The organism is Frigoribacterium sp. CFBP 8754 (assembly GCF_014841815.1).
GTDB lineage: Bacteria > Actinomycetota > Actinomycetes > Actinomycetales > Microbacteriaceae > Frigoribacterium > Frigoribacterium endophyticum.
Genome location: NZ_JACYUO010000002.1, coordinates 396,450 through 415,474 on the forward strand (window position 1 = coordinate 396,450; position 19,025 = coordinate 415,474).

General features: G+C 74.2%; 16 protein-coding genes. 5 read left to right on the plus strand and 11 right to left on the minus strand.

Annotation, left to right across the window (positions count from 1 at the left end):
- Positions 1–2: 2 nt before the first annotated feature.
- The 3 genes from IFT72_RS08335 to IFT72_RS08345 are packed head-to-tail and all read right to left on the minus strand — an operon-like array spanning position 3 to position 2,967.
- Entirely contained in the window at positions 3–833 is an 831-nt protein-coding gene (locus tag IFT72_RS08335) for an ABC transporter ATP-binding protein (protein WP_056056627.1), read from the minus strand.
- Positions 830–1,897 (minus strand): iron chelate uptake ABC transporter family permease subunit, encoded by a 1,068-nt coding sequence (locus IFT72_RS08340; protein WP_192046120.1) that lies wholly within the window; start codon positions 1,895–1,897, stop codon positions 830–832. Before IFT72_RS08340 ends, IFT72_RS08335 begins: the two co-directional genes overlap by 4 nt.
- Positions 1,894–2,967 carry an iron ABC transporter permease gene (locus IFT72_RS08345; protein WP_192046121.1) on the minus strand — a complete coding sequence of 358 codons (1,074 nt, stop codon included), beginning with the start codon at positions 2,965–2,967 and terminating at the stop codon, positions 1,894–1,896. The genes IFT72_RS08340 and IFT72_RS08345 overlap by 4 nt, the downstream gene beginning before the upstream one ends.
- 139 nt (positions 2,968–3,106) lie before the next feature.
- Between IFT72_RS08345 and IFT72_RS08350 the strand changes: the two genes are divergently transcribed.
- The 3 genes from IFT72_RS08350 (at position 3,107) to IFT72_RS08360 (ending at position 5,390) form a co-directional block, all read left to right on the plus strand.
- Positions 3,107–4,111: an iron-siderophore ABC transporter substrate-binding protein gene (locus IFT72_RS08350; protein ID WP_192046122.1), complete on the plus strand. Its 1,005-nt coding sequence runs from the start codon at positions 3,107–3,109 to the stop codon at positions 4,109–4,111.
- Between the two features lie 14 nt (positions 4,112–4,125).
- On the plus strand, positions 4,126–4,989 hold the full coding sequence (locus IFT72_RS08355; protein WP_192046123.1) for a siderophore-interacting protein: 864 nt from the start codon (positions 4,126–4,128) through the stop codon (positions 4,987–4,989).
- 128 nt (positions 4,990–5,117) lie between these two features.
- The gene (locus tag IFT72_RS08360) at positions 5,118–5,390 is read left to right on the plus strand and encodes a hypothetical protein (protein ID WP_192046124.1); all 273 of its coding nucleotides are present in this window, start codon (positions 5,118–5,120) and stop codon (positions 5,388–5,390) included.
- Positions 5,391–5,453: 63 nt separating this feature from the next.
- Here the strand turns inward: IFT72_RS08360 and IFT72_RS08365 are convergent, their stop codons facing one another.
- Positions 5,454–7,079 (minus strand): ABC-F family ATP-binding cassette domain-containing protein, encoded by a 1,626-nt coding sequence (locus tag IFT72_RS08365; protein WP_167259811.1) that lies wholly within the window; start codon positions 7,077–7,079, stop codon positions 5,454–5,456.
- 111 nt (positions 7,080–7,190) lie between these two features.
- On the opposite strand from IFT72_RS08365, the gene IFT72_RS08370 reads away from it, so the two are divergent.
- Together IFT72_RS08370 and IFT72_RS08375 are read left to right on the plus strand one after the other, a co-directional pair.
- Positions 7,191–8,183: a bifunctional methionine sulfoxide reductase B/A protein gene (locus IFT72_RS08370; protein WP_185233372.1), complete on the plus strand. Its 993-nt coding sequence runs from the start codon at positions 7,191–7,193 to the stop codon at positions 8,181–8,183.
- Between the two features lie 118 nt (positions 8,184–8,301).
- Positions 8,302–9,510, plus strand: a complete 1,209-nt coding sequence (locus IFT72_RS08375) for a cysteine desulfurase-like protein (protein WP_192046125.1) — start codon at positions 8,302–8,304, stop codon at positions 9,508–9,510.
- Positions 9,511–9,666: 156 nt separating this feature from the next.
- Here the strand turns inward: IFT72_RS08375 and IFT72_RS08380 are convergent, their stop codons facing one another.
- The 7 genes from IFT72_RS08380 to IFT72_RS08410 all read right to left on the minus strand — a co-directional run bounded on the left by IFT72_RS08380 (position 9,667) and on the right by IFT72_RS08410 (position 18,628).
- Positions 9,667–9,828, minus strand: a complete 162-nt coding sequence (locus tag IFT72_RS08380) for a hypothetical protein (RefSeq protein ID WP_156370064.1) — start codon at positions 9,826–9,828, stop codon at positions 9,667–9,669.
- Between the two features lie 70 nt (positions 9,829–9,898).
- Positions 9,899–11,197, minus strand: coding sequence for a hypothetical protein (locus IFT72_RS08385; RefSeq protein WP_192046126.1), 1,299 nt, complete (start codon positions 11,195–11,197; stop codon positions 9,899–9,901).
- An 81-nt stretch (positions 11,198–11,278) separates the two neighbouring features.
- Positions 11,279–12,151, minus strand: a complete 873-nt coding sequence (locus tag IFT72_RS08390) for a patatin-like phospholipase family protein (RefSeq protein WP_192046127.1) — start codon at positions 12,149–12,151, stop codon at positions 11,279–11,281.
- A gap of 194 nt (positions 12,152–12,345) precedes the next feature.
- Positions 12,346–13,761, minus strand: a complete 1,416-nt coding sequence (locus IFT72_RS08395; RefSeq protein ID WP_244634314.1) for a UDP-glucose/GDP-mannose dehydrogenase family protein — start codon at positions 13,759–13,761, stop codon at positions 12,346–12,348.
- 315 nt (positions 13,762–14,076) lie between these two features.
- On the minus strand, positions 14,077–15,186 hold the full coding sequence (locus tag IFT72_RS08400; protein WP_192046128.1) for a nitrous oxide reductase family maturation protein NosD: 1,110 nt from the start codon (positions 15,184–15,186) through the stop codon (positions 14,077–14,079).
- A complete protein-coding gene (locus tag IFT72_RS08405) occupies positions 15,183–17,129 on the minus strand; it encodes a right-handed parallel beta-helix repeat-containing protein (RefSeq protein WP_192046129.1) in 1,947 nt (648 codons plus the stop codon). The genes IFT72_RS08400 and IFT72_RS08405 overlap by 4 nt, the downstream gene beginning before the upstream one ends.
- Positions 17,126–18,628 (minus strand): glycosyltransferase, encoded by a 1,503-nt coding sequence (locus IFT72_RS08410; protein ID WP_197981316.1) that lies wholly within the window; start codon positions 18,626–18,628, stop codon positions 17,126–17,128. The genes IFT72_RS08405 and IFT72_RS08410 overlap by 4 nt, the downstream gene beginning before the upstream one ends.
- Positions 18,629–19,025 lie beyond the last annotated feature (397 nt).

Genomic DNA, 19,025 nt, shown 5'->3' on the forward strand with positions numbered 1-19,025 from the left:
GTTCACGCCGAGGGGCGACGTCGGCGCGGGACGACGAGGGGCGTGCCGGTGACCGGGTCGGGCACGACGACGCACGGCAGGTCGAAGACCCGCTCGACGAGCTCGGCGGTGAGCACGTCGGCCGGGGCGCCCGTCGCGACCACCTCGCCGTCGCGCATCACGATCAGGTCGGTCGCGTACCGGGCCGCCTGGGCGAGGTCGTGCAGCACCGCCACCACGGTGGTGCCCCGCTCGTGCAGCCGGGCGAACAGGTCGAGCAGGTCGTACTGGTGGGCGACGTCGAGGAAGGTCGTCGGCTCGTCGAGCAGCAGCACCGAGGTCTGCTGCGCCAGCGCGGTCGCCACCCAGACGCGCTGCCGCTGCCCGCCCGACAGCTCGTCGACCGGCACGTCGACGAGGTCGACGAGGTCGGTCTCGGCGAGCGCGCCGTCGACGGCCTCGCGGTCGGCCTCCGACCACTGGCGGAAGAGGCCCTGGTGCGGGTAGCGCCCGCGCGCGACGAGCTCGCCGACGGTGATGCCCTCGGGGGCCGTCGACGACTGGGGCAGCAGGCCCACGGTGCGCGCCGCCTCCTTCGCGGGCACGCCGGCCAGCTCGCGGCCGTCGAGCAGCACGCTGCCCGACCGGGGCTTCAGGAGGCGCGCGAAGGCCCGCAGGAGGGTCGACTTGCCGCAGGCGTTCGGCCCGACGATCACGGTGAACGAGCCGTCGCGGACGCTCGCGTCGATCGACCGCGACACGGTGCGCCGGTCGTAGGCGAGGTGCGCGGCGCGGGCGGCCAGGCGAGGCGTGCCGGGCTGCCCGGGCGTGGCGGGCGGCTGGGGCGTGGTCACGACGACCTCCGGGATTCTCCGACGAGCAGCGAGACGAGGTAGGCGCCGCCGATCACGAGGGTGACGAGGCCGACGGGCACGGGCGAGGTGGTGACGTGCTGGGCGACGACGTCGGCGACGAGCAGCAGCAGGGCCCCGGCGAGCGCCGCCGCGCCGAGCGGCACGCCCGCCGAGCGCACGAGGCGCCGGGCGAGCTGGGGCGCCGCGAGGGCGACGAACACGATCGGCCCCGTGCTCGCCGTGACGACCGCGGTCAGCGCGACCCCGACAACGACGAGCGCGAGGCGGGCCGGCTCGGTGCGCAGGCCGTGCGCGCGCGCGGCGTCGTCGCCGAGCTCGAGCTGGCGCAGCGGCCGCGAGAGGACGGCGACCGCGACGCCGAGCAGCGCGAGCAGCGCCGCCGCGGGCACGAGTTCCGACCAGCTGACGAGCGCGAGCGTGCCGGCGCCCCAGAACGACGCCGTCAGCGCGACCTCGGCCTGGGCGCGCAGCAGCAGCCAGCTGTTGACCGAGTGCAGCACGGCGGTGACGCCGATGCCGACGATGATGAGCCGCAGCCCCTGCACGCCGCCGCGCCAGGCCAGCAGGTAGACCACGAGGGCCGTGCCGAGCCCCCCGACGAGCGCCCCGGCGGCGGTGCCGACGGTCGAGGTCGCGCCCGAGACGATCACGACGATCGCGCCGGTGTAGGCGCCGGTCGAGAAGCCGATGACGTCGGGCGAGCCGAGCGGGTTGCGCGTCAACGACTGGAAGACCGCTCCGGAGGCGCCCAGCGCGGCCCCGAAGACGAGCGCGGCCAGGACCCGCGGCAGCCGCCAGCCCAGCACGATCGTCGAGGCGGGGCCGTCGGCGCCGCCGAGGGCGCGCAGCACCTCGAGCGGGCTGAGCGGGTAGTCGCCGAGGCCGAGCGCGACGAGTCCGACGACGAGCGCGACGAGGGCGATCGCGGCGGTCGCCGTGACCCGATGCCGGCGGAGGGCCGAGCGCGGCCGCGGGGCGCGGGCGGGCGGCGCCCCGCGCGTCGGCGTCCCCGTGCCGGACCCCGTGCCCGTGCCCGCGGTCACCGCGTCCCTCCCGCCGTGCGGCGACGGGCCACGAGCACGAGCACCGGCGCCCCGAGGGCGGCGGTGACGAGGCCCGCGGCGAGCTCGCCGGGCGGGGCGGCGACGCGGCCGAGCACGTCGGCGAGCAGCAGCAGCACGGGGCCGAGCACGGCGCTGAGGCCGATCGTCCACGGCTGGCTCGCTCCGACGACGCCGCGGGCGGCGTGCGCGACCATGAGGCCCAGGAAGGCGACCGGGCCGACCACCGCGGTGGCGCCTCCGGCCAGCAGCGTGACGACGACGAGCGCGGCGACGCGCACCAGCGGCACCGAGACGCCGACCGACGAGGCGTGGTCGTCGCCGAGGGCGACCGCGTCGAGGGGCCGCGCGGCGACGAGCGCGACGACGACGCCCGCGACGACGAACGGCGCCACGGTCACGACCGGCGCCCAGCCGCGGTCGGCGAGGCTGCCGACCTCCCAGGCGCGGACCGCGTCGAAGCGCCGGGGGTCGGCGAGCACGATGGCCGAGGTCAGGCCGCTCAGCACGGCGCCGAACGCGATGCCCGCCAGCGTCAGGCGCGCGGGGCTGCCGCCCGAGCGGCCGGCGCCGCCGATCAGCGAGACGGCGACGGTCGCGACCGCGGCGCCCAGCAGGGAAGGCCACACCCACCCGCTGGCCGCCGTGACCCCGGCGAACCCCACGGCGAGGGCGACGGCGAAGGCGCTGCCGGAGGTGACCCCGAGGAGGCCCGGGTCGGCCAGCGGGTTCCGGGTCACCGCCTGCGCGACGGCGCCCGCGACCCCGAGCCCGGCGCCCGCGACGATCGCCGCGACCGTGCGGGGCAGCCGCAGGTCGACGACGGCGGTCGCGTCGCCCGCGTCGGGGGCCGCCGTCGAGCCGGTCGGGCTCCAGCCCGTGAGCAGCTGCACGACGACGTCGGGCGGCACCGGCCGTGCGCCGACGGCGAGGCTGAGGAGCACGGCCACGACGAGCAGGCCCAGGCCGGCGAGCAGCCAGGCGAGCCGCGTGCGGGTACGGCGCACCACCCGGGTCGCCCGGACGTCGCCGGGCCGGGTGCTGATGGCCATGCTGAGGAGCTTAGGCTAGCCTTCCCTGAGTTCGACCCCGAGCGTCGCGCCCCCACCGCAGCGGGCCCGCCGGAGCGACTCCCCCGCACCCTGCACCGCACCCCGTCTCCCCTGCCCCGCCCCCGACTCCGAGGACCCCATGCGCACCCCCCTGAAGCTCGCCGCCCTCCTGGCCGCCGCCGCCGTCGCCCTGACCGGCTGCGCGGCCGGCAGCGCCTCCGACGACGCGACCGCCACCTCCTCCGCCGCCCCGGCCGCCGACTCCTTCCCCGTCAGCGTCGACACGAAGTTCGGCGAGGTGACCGTCGACCAGCAGCCGCAGCGCGTCGTCGCGCTCGGCTGGGGCGACGCCGAGACGGCGCTCGCCCTCGGCGTGCAGCCGGTCGGCGCCTCCGACTGGCTGGCGTTCGGCGACGACGTCGACGGCGTCGGCCCGTGGGCCCAGGGCCTCTACGACCAGTCGCCGGAGATCATCGGCACGCTCGACCCCTCCTACGAGGCGATCGCCGCGCTGCAGCCCGACCTCATCCTCGACACGAAGTCGTCGGGCGACCAGGACCGCTACGACCGCCTGTCGGGCATCGCCCCCACGATCGGCGTGCCCGAGGGCGGCGACAGCTACCTGACCACCTTCGAGCAGCAGATGGACCTCGTCTCGACGGCCCTCGGGCAGTCCGCGAAGGGCGACGAGCTCGTCGCGCAGAGCGAGGCCGAGGTCGAGGCCGCCGCCGAGGCGCACCCCGGGTGGAAGGGCCTCACCGTGACGGCCGCCACCAAGACCAGCGAGGGCTGGGGCGCCTACGTCGCCGGCTCGGAGCGCGTCAGCCTGCTCGAGTCGCTCGGCTTCGAGCAGAACCCGGAGGTCGCCGCCCTCGACGCGAACTCGGGCGGCTTCTCGGTGAGCATCTCGTCGGAGAACCTCGACGTGATCGACGCCGACGTGATCGTCGCCTTCCCGATCTACATCGACACCGCGCAGATCACCGACGACCCGCAGTGGCAGGCCCTGCCGGCGGTCGAGGCCGGGCACGACGTCGTCATCGACGGCGACGTCTCGTCGGCGTACTCGCTCGGCACCTCGCTGTCGCGCAGCTACGCCCTCGACGCCCTCGTGCCGCTGCTCGAGACGGCGACGAAGAGCTGACCGGGAGCGACCCCGTGAGCCCGACCGACGCCTCCCCCGCCCGCTCCCCGCGCCCGGTGCGCGCGCAGCACGTCTTCGTCGTCGAGCGCACCGAGCGCCTGACGCCGCACCTCGTGCGCGTGCACCTCGGCGGCGACGCCTTCGACGGCTTCGTCGAGGCCGGCGCCGCGCAGCTCGCCGAGAGCGACCGCTACGTCAAGCTGCTGCTCGCCCGCCCCGGGCTCGGGCTGCAGCCGCCGTTCGACCTCGAGCGGCTGCGCGACGAGCTCGCCCCCGACGACCTGCCCGTGCGCCGCACGTACACGGTGCGCTCGGTCGACCACGACGCCCGCACGATCGCCGTCGACTTCGTCGTGCACGGCGACGAGGGCGTGGCCGGCCCGTGGGCCCTCGCGGCCCGGCCCGGCGACCGGCTGCAGATGTCGAGCCCGGGCGGCGGCTGGTCGCCCTCCTCCGACCCCGCGGTGCCGAACCTGCTGCTCGCCGACGACTCCGCCGTGCCCGCCGTCGCGTCGGCCCTCGAGGCGATGGGCCCCGACGCCCGGGGCCTCGCGCTCGTCGAGGTCGCGGGCCCCGACGACGAGGTCGCCCTGACCCCGCCCGCCGGGCTCGAGCTGCGCTGGCTGCACCGCGGCGAGGGCGCACCCGGCAGCGCGCTCCTCGCCGCCCTCGGGGCCCTCGAGCCGCCGGTCGGCCCGGTCACCGTCTTCGCCCACGGCGAGCGCGGGGCCGTGAAGGAGGCGCGGGTCGTGCTCCACGACCGCTGGGGCCTCGATCGGGCGTCGCTGTCGATCAGCGCCTACTGGGCGCTCGGTCGCGTCGAGGACGCCTTCCAGGCCGAGAAGCGCGAGCCGGTCGGCGCGATCTTCGCGGACTGACCCGCGGCGCGGCGCGCTGCCGCCGCCGCCGCCGCCGCCGTCCGGTCATCGAGGCGACGCGTCCCGGGGCCTCGCCGTCGACGTGGGCCCCGGACGGGTCACCTCGACGGCCCCGGTAGCCTGTCCCGGTGAGGTTCTGCAGCAGGTGGGTCGTGCGTGGCCAGTGGCACGAGGTCTGCCTCTACGAGGACTACTTCCTGTACCGCACCCGCGCGGCCGACAGCACCGCGCCTCCGGAGGAGCACCGCGTCGAGAACGGCGACATCGCCGACATCGGGGTCGACCGCGAGGGGCCGCTCTGGGGCATCACGCTCACGGTGACGAGCGGGGAGTCGCGCACGGTGCCGTGCCCGGCGACGATCGCCGCGCCGCTGCTGCTGCGCTGGCACGACCGCGACTGACGACTGGGCCCGGCCGTCGGCCGTGGCGACGCACGCCCGCGGCGGTCGAGGTGCCCGGTCGGCCTACGCGGCGCCGACCAGCAGCTCGCCGGGCTCGGCCCCCTCGGCGCCGAACTCGATGCGCCGGTTCGCGACCTTCTCGCTGAAGAACCGGTCGTGGCTGACGACGACGACCGCCCCGGGGAAGTGCACGAGGGCCCGCTCCATCACCTGGGTGCTGGCCATGTCGAGGTGGTTCGTCGGCTCGTCGAGCAGCAGCACGGAGGCGCCGGAGAGCAGGCACTGCGCCATCGCCACGCGGGCGCGCTGACCGCCGGAGAGCGCGCCGATGCGCTGCTGGAGGTCCGCCTCGGAGAACTGGAACATGGCCAGGAAGCGCGCGACCGACTTCCGGGTGGCCTTCAGGGCCAGGCTGTCGGGCATCGCGTTGACCGAGTGCGTCACCGTGTCGGCGTCGTCGAGCTCGGCGAGCACCTGGTTGTACGAGACGACCTTCGCGCCGCCGGCCCAGTCGACCCGGCCGCGGTCGGCCGCCTCGGTGCCCTCGAGCACCCGCAGCAGCGTGCTCTTGCCGCTGCCGTTCGAGCCCACGACGACGATGCGGTTGCCCCTGCGCACCTCGAAGCCGAGGTCGTCGAAGAGCGTCTTCTCGCCGTACGCCTTGCCGAGCCCCTCGACGCGGCAGAGCACGTCCTTCACGTGCAGCCCGCCGTAGATCTCGGTGATGATCTGGTCGACGGGCCGCGGGGTGCGCTGCTTCTTGATCTTGGCGAGGTCCTTCGTGAGGCCGCCCGCGCCTCCCTGCTTCTGCGCCTTCGCGGCCTTGACGGCCTCGCGACGGTCGCTGATGCCCTCGGCCTCGAAGGCGAGCAGCTCGTTCTCGTGCGCGAACTGCTGCTCGAGGGTCTTCAGCCGGAACTGCTTCTGCACGACGTACTCGGCGAAGGCGCCCGGGTACTCGTGCAGGTGGAAGTTCTCGACCTCGACGATGCGGGTGACGACCGCGTCGAGGAACTGCCGGTCGTGCGAGACGACGATCGCGGCGCCGCGGAAGTCGCGGAACCACTGCTCGAGCCACTCGACGCCGGCCACGTCGAGGAAGTTCGTCGGCTCGTCGAGCAGCAGCACGTCGGGCGCCTCGAGGACGATCTTCGCGAGGGCCGCGCGGTTGCGCCAGCCGCCGCTCAGCGCGTCGATCGGGCTGGTGCGGTGCGCCGCGTCGAAGCCGAGCACGGTGAGGGCGGTGTCGACGTGACGGCGGTACTCCCAGCCGTCGAGCCGGTCCATCTCGGCGAAGAGCTCGGACTGCCGCTCGATCAGGCGCGTGAGCTCGTCGCCCTGGTCGGGGTCGACGGCGACCACCGCGATCGCGGCGTCGATCTCGGCGAGCTCGGCCTCCATGGCGCGGACGTCGTCGAAGAGCCCCTCGAGCACCTCGGTGACGGTGGCGGTGCCGTCGAGCTCGCTGAACTGCGAGAAGTAGCCGAGCCGCAGGCCGTCGTCGACGGTGACCGTGCCCTCGTCGGGCTGCACCTGGTCGAGGGCGAGCTTCAGCAGGGTCGACTTGCCCGAGCCGTTGCGCCCGATCAGGCCGACGCGGTCGCCGGGCTCGAGGCGGAAGAAGGCCTCGCGCAGCACCGGCCGCTGCTCGTAGCGCACGGTGACGTCGTTCAGGCGGATGAGGCTCATGCCCACCAGTCTCGCAGCCTGCGTCGGAACACTGGACCGGGCCGGGGCGTTGCACCCCCCGGAGCCGTGCGCACCACTCCGGGTGCGTCCCCGCTCCGAACTGGAGGCACCATGACCACCGACGACCACGACCACGCACCCACCCCCGACGCCCTCGCCCGCCTGACGCCCGAGCAGCGCCGCGTCACCCAGGGCGGCGGCACGGAGCCCGCGTTCCGCAACGAGTTCTGGGACTCCCACGAGGCGGGCATCTACGTCGACGTGGTCAGCGGCCAGCCGCTCTTCGCCTCCGTCGACAAGTTCGACAGCCGCACCGGCTGGCCGAGCTTCACCCGGCCGATCGACGCCGAGAACGTCGTCGAGCGCCGCGAGGGCATGTTCTTCGCGCGCCGCACCGAGGTCAGCTCGGCGGGCGCCGGCAGCCACCTCGGCCACGTCTTCCCCGACGGCCCCACCGCGACGGGCGGCCTCCGCTACTGCATCAACTCGGCGGCCCTCCGCTTCGTCCCCCTCACCGCACTCGAGACCGAAGGATACGGTTCGTACATGACGCTCTTCTCCCCTGAGTCCACCCCCGCCCCCAGCGGAACGACCGAGACCGCGATCCTCGCGGGCGGCTGCTTCTGGGGCGCGCAGCAGCTGCTCCGTCGCCGACCGGGCATCGTCTCGACCCGCGTCGGCTACTCCGGCGGACACGTCGCGAACGCCACGTACCGCAACCACGGCGGCCACGCCGAGGCCGTCGAGATCGTGTTCGACCCGGGCGTGACCTCGTACCGCGAGGTGCTCGAGTTCTTCTTCCAGATCCACGACCCGTCGACGAAGGACCGCCAGGGCAACGACATCGGCGACTCGTACCGCTCGGCGATCTTCTACACCTCCGACGAGCAGCGCGAGACCGCCCTCGACACCATCGCCGACGTCGACGCGTCGGGCCTGTGGCCCGGCAAGGTCGTCACCGAGGTGACCGCCGCCGGCGACTTCTGGGAGGCCGAGGAGGAGCACCAGGACTACCTCGAGAAGCTCCCCAACGGCTACACCTGCCACTTCGTGCGACCCGGCTGGGTGCTGCCGAAGCGCGAGCAGGCCGTCAGCGCGAGCTGAGCCCGGGCCCCGCGGTGCGGGGCCGCAGGTCTGCGGGAGGCGCGGTGCCGGTCATGCCGGCACCGCGCCTCCCGTGCGCGTGCGCGGCGACCGCCGCCGCACCTGGTAAGCAGGGGGCATGCCCCTCGACGTCGCCGCCCTCCGCTCCGCCTTCCCCTCGCTCGGCTCGGGCATCGCCCACTTCGACGGCCCGGGGGGCACCCAGACGCCGCTCGACGTCGGCGAGGCCATCGCCCGCGCCATGACCGGTCCCACGTCGATCCGCGGCACGAGCACCCTCGGCGAGCGCAACAGCGAGGCCACGGTCCAGGCCTTCCGTGCCGCCTACGGCGACCTGCTCGGCGTGCCGGCCCGCGGCGTCGTCCACGGCCGGAGCGCGACGCAGCTCACCTACGATTTCTCACGCCACCTGTCGGCCAGCTGGGGCCCGGGCGACGAGGTCGTCGTCTGCCGGCTCGACCACGACTCGAACGTGCGCCCCTGGGTGCAGGCCGCCGAGGCCGTCGGCGCGACCGTCCGCTGGATCGAGTTCGACCCCGCCACCGGCGAGCTCGACCACGCCTCGGCCGCCGTCGCCATCACCGACCGCACCCGCGTCGTGGCCCTGACCGCCGCCTCCAACCTGCTCGGCACGCAGCCCGCCGTCCGGGCGATCGCCGACCGCGCGCACGCCGCGGGCGCGCTCGTCTGGGTCGACGCCGTGCACTTCGCGGCGCACGAGGTCGTCGACCGCGAGGCCCTCGGCGCGGACTTCGTCGTCTGCTCGCCCTACAAGTTCTACGGCCCGCACTGCGGCGTGCTCGGCGCCGACCCCGAGCTGCTGGAGGGCCTCCGGCCCGCGAAGCTCCTGGCGTCGACCGACGTGGTGCCCGAGCGGTTCGAGTTCGGCACCCTGCCCTACGAGCAGCTGGCCGGGGCCACGGCCGCCGTCGACTTCCTCGCCGGGATCGCCCCGGGCGACGCGACGACCCGCCGCGAGGCGATCGTGGCGTCGATGCGGGCCTGCCACGAGCACGAGGGCGAGCTGCGCGCCCGGCTGGAGGCGCGCCTCCTCGCCGTCCCCGGCCTGACGCTGCACTCGCGGGCGGCGCGGCGCACGCCGACCCTGTACGTCACGATCGCCGGGCGCCGCATGCGCGAGCTGTCGGCGCACCTCGCGACGCGCGACGTGCTGGCGCCGTCGGGCCACTTCTACGCGATCGAGGCCTGGCGCGCGATGGGCCTCGACGACGAGACCACCGGGCTGCGGATCGGGCTCGCGGCCTACACGGACGACAGCGACGTCGACCGGCTGCTCGCGGGCATCGAGGAGTTCGTCGCCGCCTGACGCTGCCTGCGCGGCCGTGGGTGCCCGAGCCGCACGGCGGGCCGGTGCCCCGGCCGTCCGGCGGGCGTGTTCGACACCGACGGGCCGTCGTGCACGCCCGGCCGCGTCGAACTCGCCCGCTCAGCGAGAGGCGACACGCGGGACGCGAGACGGCCGTCAGCGCGAGGCGACTCCCCCGGGCGGGCGACGGGTCGGGGCCGCGGCGGCGCGGCGCTTGTCGACGACGGCGGTCACGGCCGAGCCGAGCAGCAGGACGAGGATGCCCAGGGTGACGACGGCGGCCCCCAGGACGATGAGCGCGATGATGAACGTTTCCACCCCCCGATCCTGACGGAGGCGCGGGCGCCGCGGCAAGGACCCGCGGCGGATGCCCAGGCCGACCGGCCCCTCAGGACCCGCAGGCCGAGGTGGCCGACAGGCTGAGACCCTCCGCCGTCCCGCGGATGGTCGCGCCGGCGACGCCCGACGCCCCGCTCCCCTGCGTCGCCCAGATGTCGAGGCCGAGCGCCCGGTCGACTGGGCGCAGGCCCTGGTCGGTCCAGCTCGCCGTGACGGCGTCGAAGGGAACCTGGGCGTCGTCGACGTGGAGGAACACCGGCGCGACGACCCAGCCCCGCACGCGGACCCGCAGCGAGCCCTCGCACTGCTCGCGGCCGTCGACGGCGACGACCGCCTCAACGCCGGTGAGCGCGACCGAGGCGTCCAGGAACGCCCGCACCGCCGCCTCCTCCTCCGTCAGGTCGACGGCCTGCAGCTCGGCCTCGGTCAGCGGCGCCGGAGGGGCGTCGGGCGTGATCCGCGGGACGGAGGGCGGCGGAGGCGACCCGAGCGGGAGGCCCAGCCAGCCGTCCACGTCGCGGTCGACGTCGGCCACGCCCGGCGGGGAGACGGTGAAGCCGGTGCGGTCGCGGGTGCCGGCGTCGGCCTCCTCGTCGGTGGTCGCGGCGAGCTCCTCGGCGATCGACACGACCTCACGGGTCTCGACCCTGAGCGTCGGGCCGACGGGCCCGGCCACGGGGTCGGCGACGGAGAGGCTCAGCGACGTGAGACGACCCGCCGCCAGCTGGGCGTCGAGCCGGTCGAGCAGAGCCGGCCCCGGGCTCGTCCGCCCCACCCCCAGGTACGCGGAACCGCGGGTCAGGCTGGTGCGCAGCCCGTCCACCAGCGGCCGCACCGCGTCGACCGTGGCGCGGAGGCTCGCGGAGGCGGCGACCGTGACCTGGGCGGAGGACCGGTCGACGACGACCGACTCGACCTCCGGCACGCGTCGGAGCTCGTCAGCGAGGGTGACGGAGGCGGCGTCCAGGACGTCGAAGGTGGCGGCCGAGGTGCCCTCGCCCGCGGGCAGGTGCAGGTCGAGCACGAGCGCCGCCCGCGTCACGCCGCCGAACGCGGCGCCGTCGAGGTCGTCGGCGAGGTCGATGTCCGGCCCGTCGGCCGTCACGGCGACCCGGGCGATCCAGTGGTGGGGGTCGTCCCTGGCGTCGACCTGCGAGAGGTCGGTCTCGACGCCGGCGACGCCGTCCACTGCTCGGAGACGGTCGGCGAGGGCCGCGAGTGACTCCTCCGAGCCCTCCGGCGGCGGCACGAGCAGCAGCGAGCAGGCGCTCAGCGAGGCTGCGACGAGGGCCAGGCCGACGACCCCGGCGAGGGCGCGGCGAGCACGACGAAGGCGGGGCAGCGGCATCACCTCAGCCTAGGAAGACGCGGGCCGCCCCTCGTCGCCCGGGAGGAGGACGGGCGTCCCCCTCCCGGTGGAGCGTCGGGCTCAGCCCCGCCAGAACTCCCGCACGGCATCGAGCACCTCGTCCGCCTGGCGCCGCCCGGCCTCAGCCGCGGGGCCGCGGGTCGCGCCCGAGAGGGAGTTCGCGCCGAACGCCGCGAGCGCCGCGTCGTCGGCCTGGATCACCATGACCTCGCGACCGGCCGCCTGACGCGCCGCCACGACGCCCGGCAGGGTCGGCCCGAGCGGCGACTGCGCCAGCTCGGGCCCGCACGACAGCACGAGAACGCGTTCGGCGGCGTCGGCGACGTCGGCGTTGGTGCCGGAGCGCACGCCGCCGTCCATCGTCGGCCGGCCGTCGACCTCGACGGTCGGCCAGACGAGCGGCACCGAGCAGCTGGCCGCGACGGCCACGTGCAGGGGGACGCCGGAGTCGCGGGTCAGCACCCGGAACTCGCCGTCGGTCGCGTCGACGGTGCAGACCGCCAGGTCGCCCGCGGGCCACGGGGTGTCGGCACCGAGCCGCTCGCGCATGGTCGTCACCAGCTCGGGCTCGTCGCCGGTGACGGGCACCTGCCGGGCGAGCGCGCCCAGGCGGGCCCGCGCCTCCTCGGGGCTGGCGGCGCCGGCCACGGCCTGGCCGACGCGGTCCAGGAAGTCGCCGCCGTCGAGGGCGGCCTCGGGGGTCGCGCCGGCCGGCAGCAGCTGCTCGCGGTAGGCGTCGGCGACGCCGCCCAGGCGGAGCGTCGTGCCGACGACCGAGCCGGCGGACGTGCCGACGACGAGGTCGGCGTCGGCGAGGGGCACGCCGGCCTCGAGCAGGCGGGCGAGCACGCCGACCTCCCACGCGATGCCGGTGATGCCGCCGCCGCCGAGGACGAGGGCGGTGCGGGGGGTCGAGGGTGCGGTGTCGGTCACGGGGCTCCTCCAGACGATGACGGGGACGCCGTCACGCTACGACCCCCGGCCGAGGAGCGCTCCCAGCGAACGCGACCGGGCGACCCCGAGTGGGCCCCGGGTGCACCGGAGGGGGCCGGGCCACCCGAGGCCCGACCCCCTCCGGGCCTGTCAGCGCCCTGCGGGGCGCTGCTGACGAACCCCCCGAAGGGCCGTCAGACCGTCACCTCGTCCCGCAGGTCGGAGGCGAGGGCGACCGTGCGGGACTGCGCCGGGCGACCCAGCGCCCGGAACTCCCAGCCCTTCGCACGGTAGTCGTCGGCGTCGAGGGCGTGGCGCCCGTCGACGACGCGTCGGTGGCGCACGAGCTGCGCCAGGTCATCGGGGTCGGCGTCGCGGAAGACCTGCCACTCGGTGAGCAGGGCGACGGCGTCGGCGTCGACGACGCAGGCCATCATGCTCGACGCGTAGGTGAGGTCCGGGTAGAGGCGGTGCGCGTTCTCGTTCGCCTCGGGGTCGTAGACCGTGACGGTCGCCCCCTCGAGGTAGAGCATGCGCGCCACGTCGAGCGCGGGGGCGTCGCGGACGTCGTCCGAGTTGGGCTTGAACGCGGCGCCGAGGCAGGCGATGCGCTTGCCGGCGAGGTCGCCGCCGACCATCTCGCGGATGAGGTCGACCGTGCGCACGCGGCGACGGTTGTTGATGCTGTCGACCTCCTTGAGGAAGGAGACCGCCTGGCCCACGCCGAGCTCGTCGGCGCGGTGCGCGAAGGCGCGGATGTCCTTCGGCAGGCAGCCGCCGCCGAAGCCGAGGCCCGGCTTGAGGAAGCGGCCGCCGATGCGGGAGTCGTACGAGAGCGACTGCGCGAGCAGGTTGACGTCGGCGCCCGTGGTCTCGCAGACCTCGGCCATCGCGTTGATGAACGAGATCTTCGTGGCGAGGAACGAGTTCGCGGCGACCTTGACGAGCTCGGAGGTCGCGAGGTCGGCGACGACCAGGGGCGTGCCCTCCTCGAGCACGGGCGCGAAGGCCGCGGAGAGCTGGCGCTCGGCCCACTCCGACTGCACGCCGAAGACGAGGCGGTCGGGGTGCATGGTGTCCTGCACGGCGAAGCCCTCGCGGAGGAACTCGGGGTTCCAGGCGAGCTCGAGCTCGGCGCCGAGCGGCGAGAGCGACTGCACGAGCTCGGTGAGGCGGCTCGCGGTGCCGATCGGCACCGTCGACTTGCCGACGAGGAGCGCCTTGCGGGTGATGCGCTTGGCGAGCTCGCCGAAGGCCGAGTCGACGTAGCGCATGTCGGCGGCCATCGAGCCCGGGGTCTGCGGGGTGCCGACGCAGATGAAGTGCACGTCGCCGAACTCGGCGGCGGCGTCGAAGTCGGTCGTGAAGGTGAGGCGGCCGCTGTCGAGCGCCTCGCGGAGCTTCTCGGGCAGGCCGGGCTCGTAGAACGGCACGGTTCCGGCGGCGAGGGCCTCGACCTTGGCGACGTCGACGTCGACGCCCATGACCTCGTAGCCGAGGACGGCCATGCAGATGGCGTGGGTGGCGCCGAGGTAGCCGGTGCCGACGACGGTCAGGCGGGGCTTCTCGACGATGGGCAGCGGGGCGGAGCGGGTGGTCGGGTCGGACAAGGGGTGCCTCCAGGCGGGTGTGGGTGAGCGGACGGTGCCGAGCGGTTCAGGTGCCCGGCAGGGTCACAGGAGGACGCCGTCGCCGGGCGTTCAGGGCGCCCGGCGGGGCGCGGTGCTGCGTTTCGGGCGCAGCGGGGGTGCACCGCGGGTGCGGTGCGGGTGGAGCACGGTGATCCGTGGTGCAGGTGATCGGGCGTGGCGGGTGATCTGGTGGTGCGGGCGGTGCGGGTGGTCAGGCGGTGCGGGTGATCGGGTGGTGCGGTCGGTGGCCCGTGGGGGCGGGGAGGGGCCGGGGCCCCGGAGGCGCGGGCAGGGTCAGCGCGCGCACTCCACGTTCCAGTCGCCCTCGCCGGCGCCGGAGACGGTGTTGTCGCACATCACGCGGTTGCCGAGCTCGGGGGTGAGCGAGAAGCCGAAGCCGGGCCCGTCGACCGCGGCCGTGTTGCCGCTGAAGACGTTGTCGGTGCCCCAGCCCTCGAGGAGCTCGTGGGTCTGGAAGCCGTCCATCGACGACGCGGTGCCGGTGTTGCCCTCGATGGTCCAGCCGTTGCCCTTGACGTCGACCCAGGAGTCGCCCTCGGTCAGCGAGGCGCCGTCGAAGCTGTTGCCGCGGACGACGCCGCCCGTGGTCCCCTCCTTGATGTCGATGTTCTCGGCCGTCGTGTCGGAGATGGTGTTGCCCTCGATGACGTTGCGGTCGGAGGTGTCGGGGTCGCCGCCGGTGATCTCGCCCCAGTTGTTCTTCGAGGAGCCGATGTAGATGCCCTCGCCGAACTTCTCCTTGCGGTTGCCGGTGTCGCTGATGGTGTTCGACGACACGACGTTGTCGGTGCTGCCGTCGCGGAGGTGGACGGCCTCGTCGCCGATGTGGTTCACGGTGAGGCCGGTGATCGTGCTGCCCACGGTGCCGTCGGCCATCAGGCCCTTCTGGCCGTTCGTGATCGTGAACCCCTCGAGGTGCCAGTACTCGGCGCCGTCGAGGTGCATCACGTAGCCCTTCTCGACGTCGTCGCCGTCGAGCACGGCGTCGGCCGAGCCGCAGAGCGCGATCGGCTGGTCGGCCGTGCCCGACTCCGACGCGACGAAGTTGCCGACGTAGGTGCCCGGCTCCAGCTGGATCACGTCGCCGGGGGCGGCGTCGGTCAGCGCCGAGGTGAGCTCGTCCGCCGAGGCGACCGAGACGGTCGCGTCCTGGCAGACGTCGCTCGCCGTGGCCGGAGCGGCCGGGGCGCGGGTGGCGCTCGGGGTGGGCGACGCCTCCTCGAGGGGCGCCGAGGTGGCGCCGGCGGACGGAGCCCGTGACGCGCCTCCCTCGTCGTCACGACCGACGCCGATCGCCGTCACCGCGACTCCTCCCACGATCACGCCGGCCAGCACGAGGCCGGTCGCGGTCAGGGCGGGGTGCTTGCGGAACAGGTCGATCATGCGGTGCTTCCTCGAGGGGTGGAGGGCGGGCCGACCTCGTCGCGCGAGGCCTCCCCGCGGGTGAAGGTCGACAGCGGGGCGAGGTTCGCGTAGGGGTGGACGAAGCCGCGACGGTTGCGGCCGACGCTGGTGATGGCCGTGACGAGCAGGATGAGGCCGAGGCTCAGCCACATGATGGTCAGCGGCTGGAAGATCGACCGCAGGATCACGCTGAGCGGCTTGGTGCTGCGCCAGTCGCTGTCGTCGTTGTCGGCACGGACGGCGCCCTCGGTGCGGGCGGTGTCGATGGCGCTCGGGCCGCGGCCCGACACGACGTTGTCGCTGATGCTAGACCGTCCGGTGTCGCCGATGAGGGTGATGGCGTGGTTGCCGACGTCCTCGACGGTGTTGCGCGAGATGGTCGCGCCGGCGTCGCGGAGGTAGATGCCGATGTCGCCGCCGGAGATCGTGTTGCCCTTGATCGTGCCGCCGGTGCCCGCGTCGCGGAGCGCGATGCCCTGCAGCGCCGACTCCTCGATGGTGTTGTCGGTCAGGGCGACCTTCTCGGCGCCCTGGCCCACGACGATGCCGACCTCGTTGCCCGTCAGCGTGTTGCCGTCGACCTCGATGTCGGTGCCCCCGATGACCTCGACGCCGTAGCGGGCGTTGTCGCTCGACTTGCTGTTCGACAGCGAGTTGTTGCCGTAGACGCCGGTGGGCATGCCCGTCGCGCTCGGGCCCTCGGCGAGGGCGCGGCCGTTCATGGTGATGCCGTTGTGGCCGTTGCCGGTCGCCGTGAGGCGTTCGAGCACGATGCCCGAGGAGGCGCGGTTCACGTCGAACCCGTCGAGCGCGTTCCCGGTCGAGGTCGTGTTCTCGACCTCGCTGTTCGACACGTTGCGGTGGAAGACCATGCCGTCGACGAGGCTGTCCTTGATGGCGCTGTCGCGGACCACGACGCCGTCGGCGCTGGTGACGAACAGCCCGAAGGCGTTGCCGTCGAAGGTGACGTCGCGGACCATGGCCGAGACGTAGCTGTAGCCGCTGAGGTCGGGGTCCATGTCGAGCACGCTGGCCTCGTCGGTCGGCAGCAGCTCGGTGCCGAAGACCTCCGTGCTGGCGTCCTCCTCCGCGGCGGCCGCGGCGGCCGCCTCGTCGCTCGCGCTGGCGTTGGTGCCCTTGCGGGCCAGGGTGTCGGTGCCCTTGTCGGGGATGTCGGTGCCCGTCATCGAGACGCCGCCCGTCATGCCGCTCCAGAAGCCGAGGTCGGTGAAGAACGCTTTGCTCAGCTCGGCGCGCCCGCCGACGACGCGGATGTAGGCGCGGCCGTCGGAGGTGTCGGTGTCGACCGCCCCGGCGTCCGGGTCCCAGCTGCTGATGCGCGTCGGCTCGTCGTACGTGCCGGCCACGACGAGGGAGCCGCCGAGGGTGACGATCGACGTGAACGCCTCCGAGTTCGACTGCAGGTGCAGCGTCAGGCCGTCCTTGTCGCTGAGGTCGAGCGTGGCACCGTCCTCGACGACGATGTTCTCGCTGAGCAGCCAGCTGCCGTCGGGCTCGCGGCGGAAGGTGCGGGGCGCCAGCTCCTCCAGGTCGCTGAGCGTGTACGGCGCGTCACGGGCGACGAGCACCAGCGTGTAGAGGTTGCCGGTGGCGAGGCGGTACGGCTTGTAGTGCGCGACGCCGCTCCAGTCGGCGGCGTTCGCGATGGCCCGCACCTCGATGAGGCGGCGGTCCTCGGTGGCGGAGACCTGCGCCTCCGCCTCCGGGTCGCCCTCGTACGACGCGACGCCGCTGGCGTCGAGGCGCTCGGAGGTCGGCTCGGACGAGCTCGACGAGCTCGGCTCGGGCGACGCGGCGGAGGCGGTGCCCGCCCCGGTGAGGGCGATGCCGCCCGCCACGACGGCGGTGACGAGGACGGCGGAGGCGCAGCTCAGCACGGTGCGGCGGCGGAGGGCGGTCATGCGGTCACCTCCTGGGCGACGGGAGCGGTCTGGGCGGCGACGGGCTGGGCGGGGACGGGCTGCGCGGGGACGGGCTGCGCCGTGGCCGGCTGGACGTCCGCGGTCGACGCCGCGACGGGCACGCCGACCGGCGGCGAGACCGGGGCGGGCGGCAGCGCGCCGTGGCGGCCGGCCGGGGTGACGGCCTCGTCGGCCGGGACTCCCTCGTCGGCCGGGCCGGCGGCGTAGGCCGCCTCGCTGACGAGCGACGACGCGGTCTGGCCGTCGCCGCCGATGCGGTCGGCGTGGCGGGTCAGCCAGCCCTGCTTGTTCATCGTGATCAGAGCGAAGACCTTGATGGGCAGCGAGATGAAGATGACCACGAAGGCGACGACGGGGAGGATGAAGATGTCACCGGGGTTGCGCTTCAGGTGCGAGAACCCCCGCACGCCGCGGCTGAGCAGCACCCAGGCGAGCGTCGCGCCGATGCCGAGCGCCGTGCCGTCGATGCGGCTGAAGGCGAGGTAGCCGACGGTGAGGCCCATGGTGACGGGCGTCAGGATGATCTGCATGACCGTCACCTTGGTGACGAAGGGCACCTTCCAGAGCCAGCCCTTGGCGATCGCGGTGAAGTAGGTGCGGTAGGAGTTGCGGCTCCAGCGGACGCGCTGCTTGACGAAGGCGCTGAACGTGTCGGGGAACATCGACAGGGCCTTGGCCGACGACTGGTGGACGGTCTTGTAGCCGCTGGCGAGGACGAGCCAGGTGAGGCGCCCGTCGTCGCCCGAGATGCAGCGGCGGCCGAGGAAGAACTCGTTCTCGAGGTTCTCGAGCACGGGCATCACGGCGGAGCGGCGGTAGACGGCGGTGCGGCCCGAGATGATCGCGACGGCGCCGGCGGCGCCCATGGCGGGCACGTAGTTGTAGTACCGCAGGTTGACCAGCCAGTCGGCCACGCGCCTCCACACGCTCGTGCGGCGCTGGTACACGTTCTGCTGCGTGCTGACGCCGCCCACGAGCGGGTCGGCGAACGGCTTCTGCGCGTTCTCGAGCAGGCCCGGCGTCCACGACGTGTCGGAGTCGGTGAGGAAGAGGATCTCGCCCTGGGCCCGGCGGATGCCGGCGCCGAGCGCCGAGCGCTTGCCGACGTGGTGGAAGAGCACCGGGGTCACGCGAGGGTCGCCGAGGGCGATGATGCGGTCGTACGCCTCGGTGTCGATCAGGTCGAGGACGATGATGATCTCGTCCGGCCCCTGCTCGCGCCACGTCTGGAGGCAGCGCATCAGGATGTCGGGGTCCTCGTGGTACGACGGCACGACGAGCGAGGTCGTCGAGCGGAAGTCGCTCTCGATCGGCTTCGCGCGGGCCGACAGGATGACCCGGTAGAGCCAGAGCAGCCAGACGATCGTGCCGGCGATGGCGATGGGGAAGTAGGGCTGGACGGTGGTGAAGACGTCGACGACGGACTGCCAGTTCAGGGCGATCTGGAAGTCGGTCGACAGAGCTGTGCCAAGGCGCATGGGTGGCGGGTCCTCGATCGGGGTTCGGGTAGGCGCACCGGTGGCCGACAGCCTCGATGAGGCGTGCCGCGGACGGCGGCCCCCTCAGGGGCCGCCGACCGGTGAACGACCTCTCGCGAGGTGCGTGTGGTGACCGTGTCGGGATCGGAGGGAGTTCGGGCTCCCCCCGCACGGAACGTCGAGGTTCGGGCCTCGACGCTGGGGTACCGGCGTCTGGTGCTCAAAGTAGGGACAGCGCTGTGACCACGTCAAGACTGTGCTGTGAGCCGGGCCCGGAACCATCCGCGGATGACCCGCGACCCCCGAACGGGTGATCCCTCCCCCTTCGGGGTACACGACCGTCACGTGAGGGGAGGATACCCACGAGTATCGGCCGGACGGGGGGCACGGCGGGGTA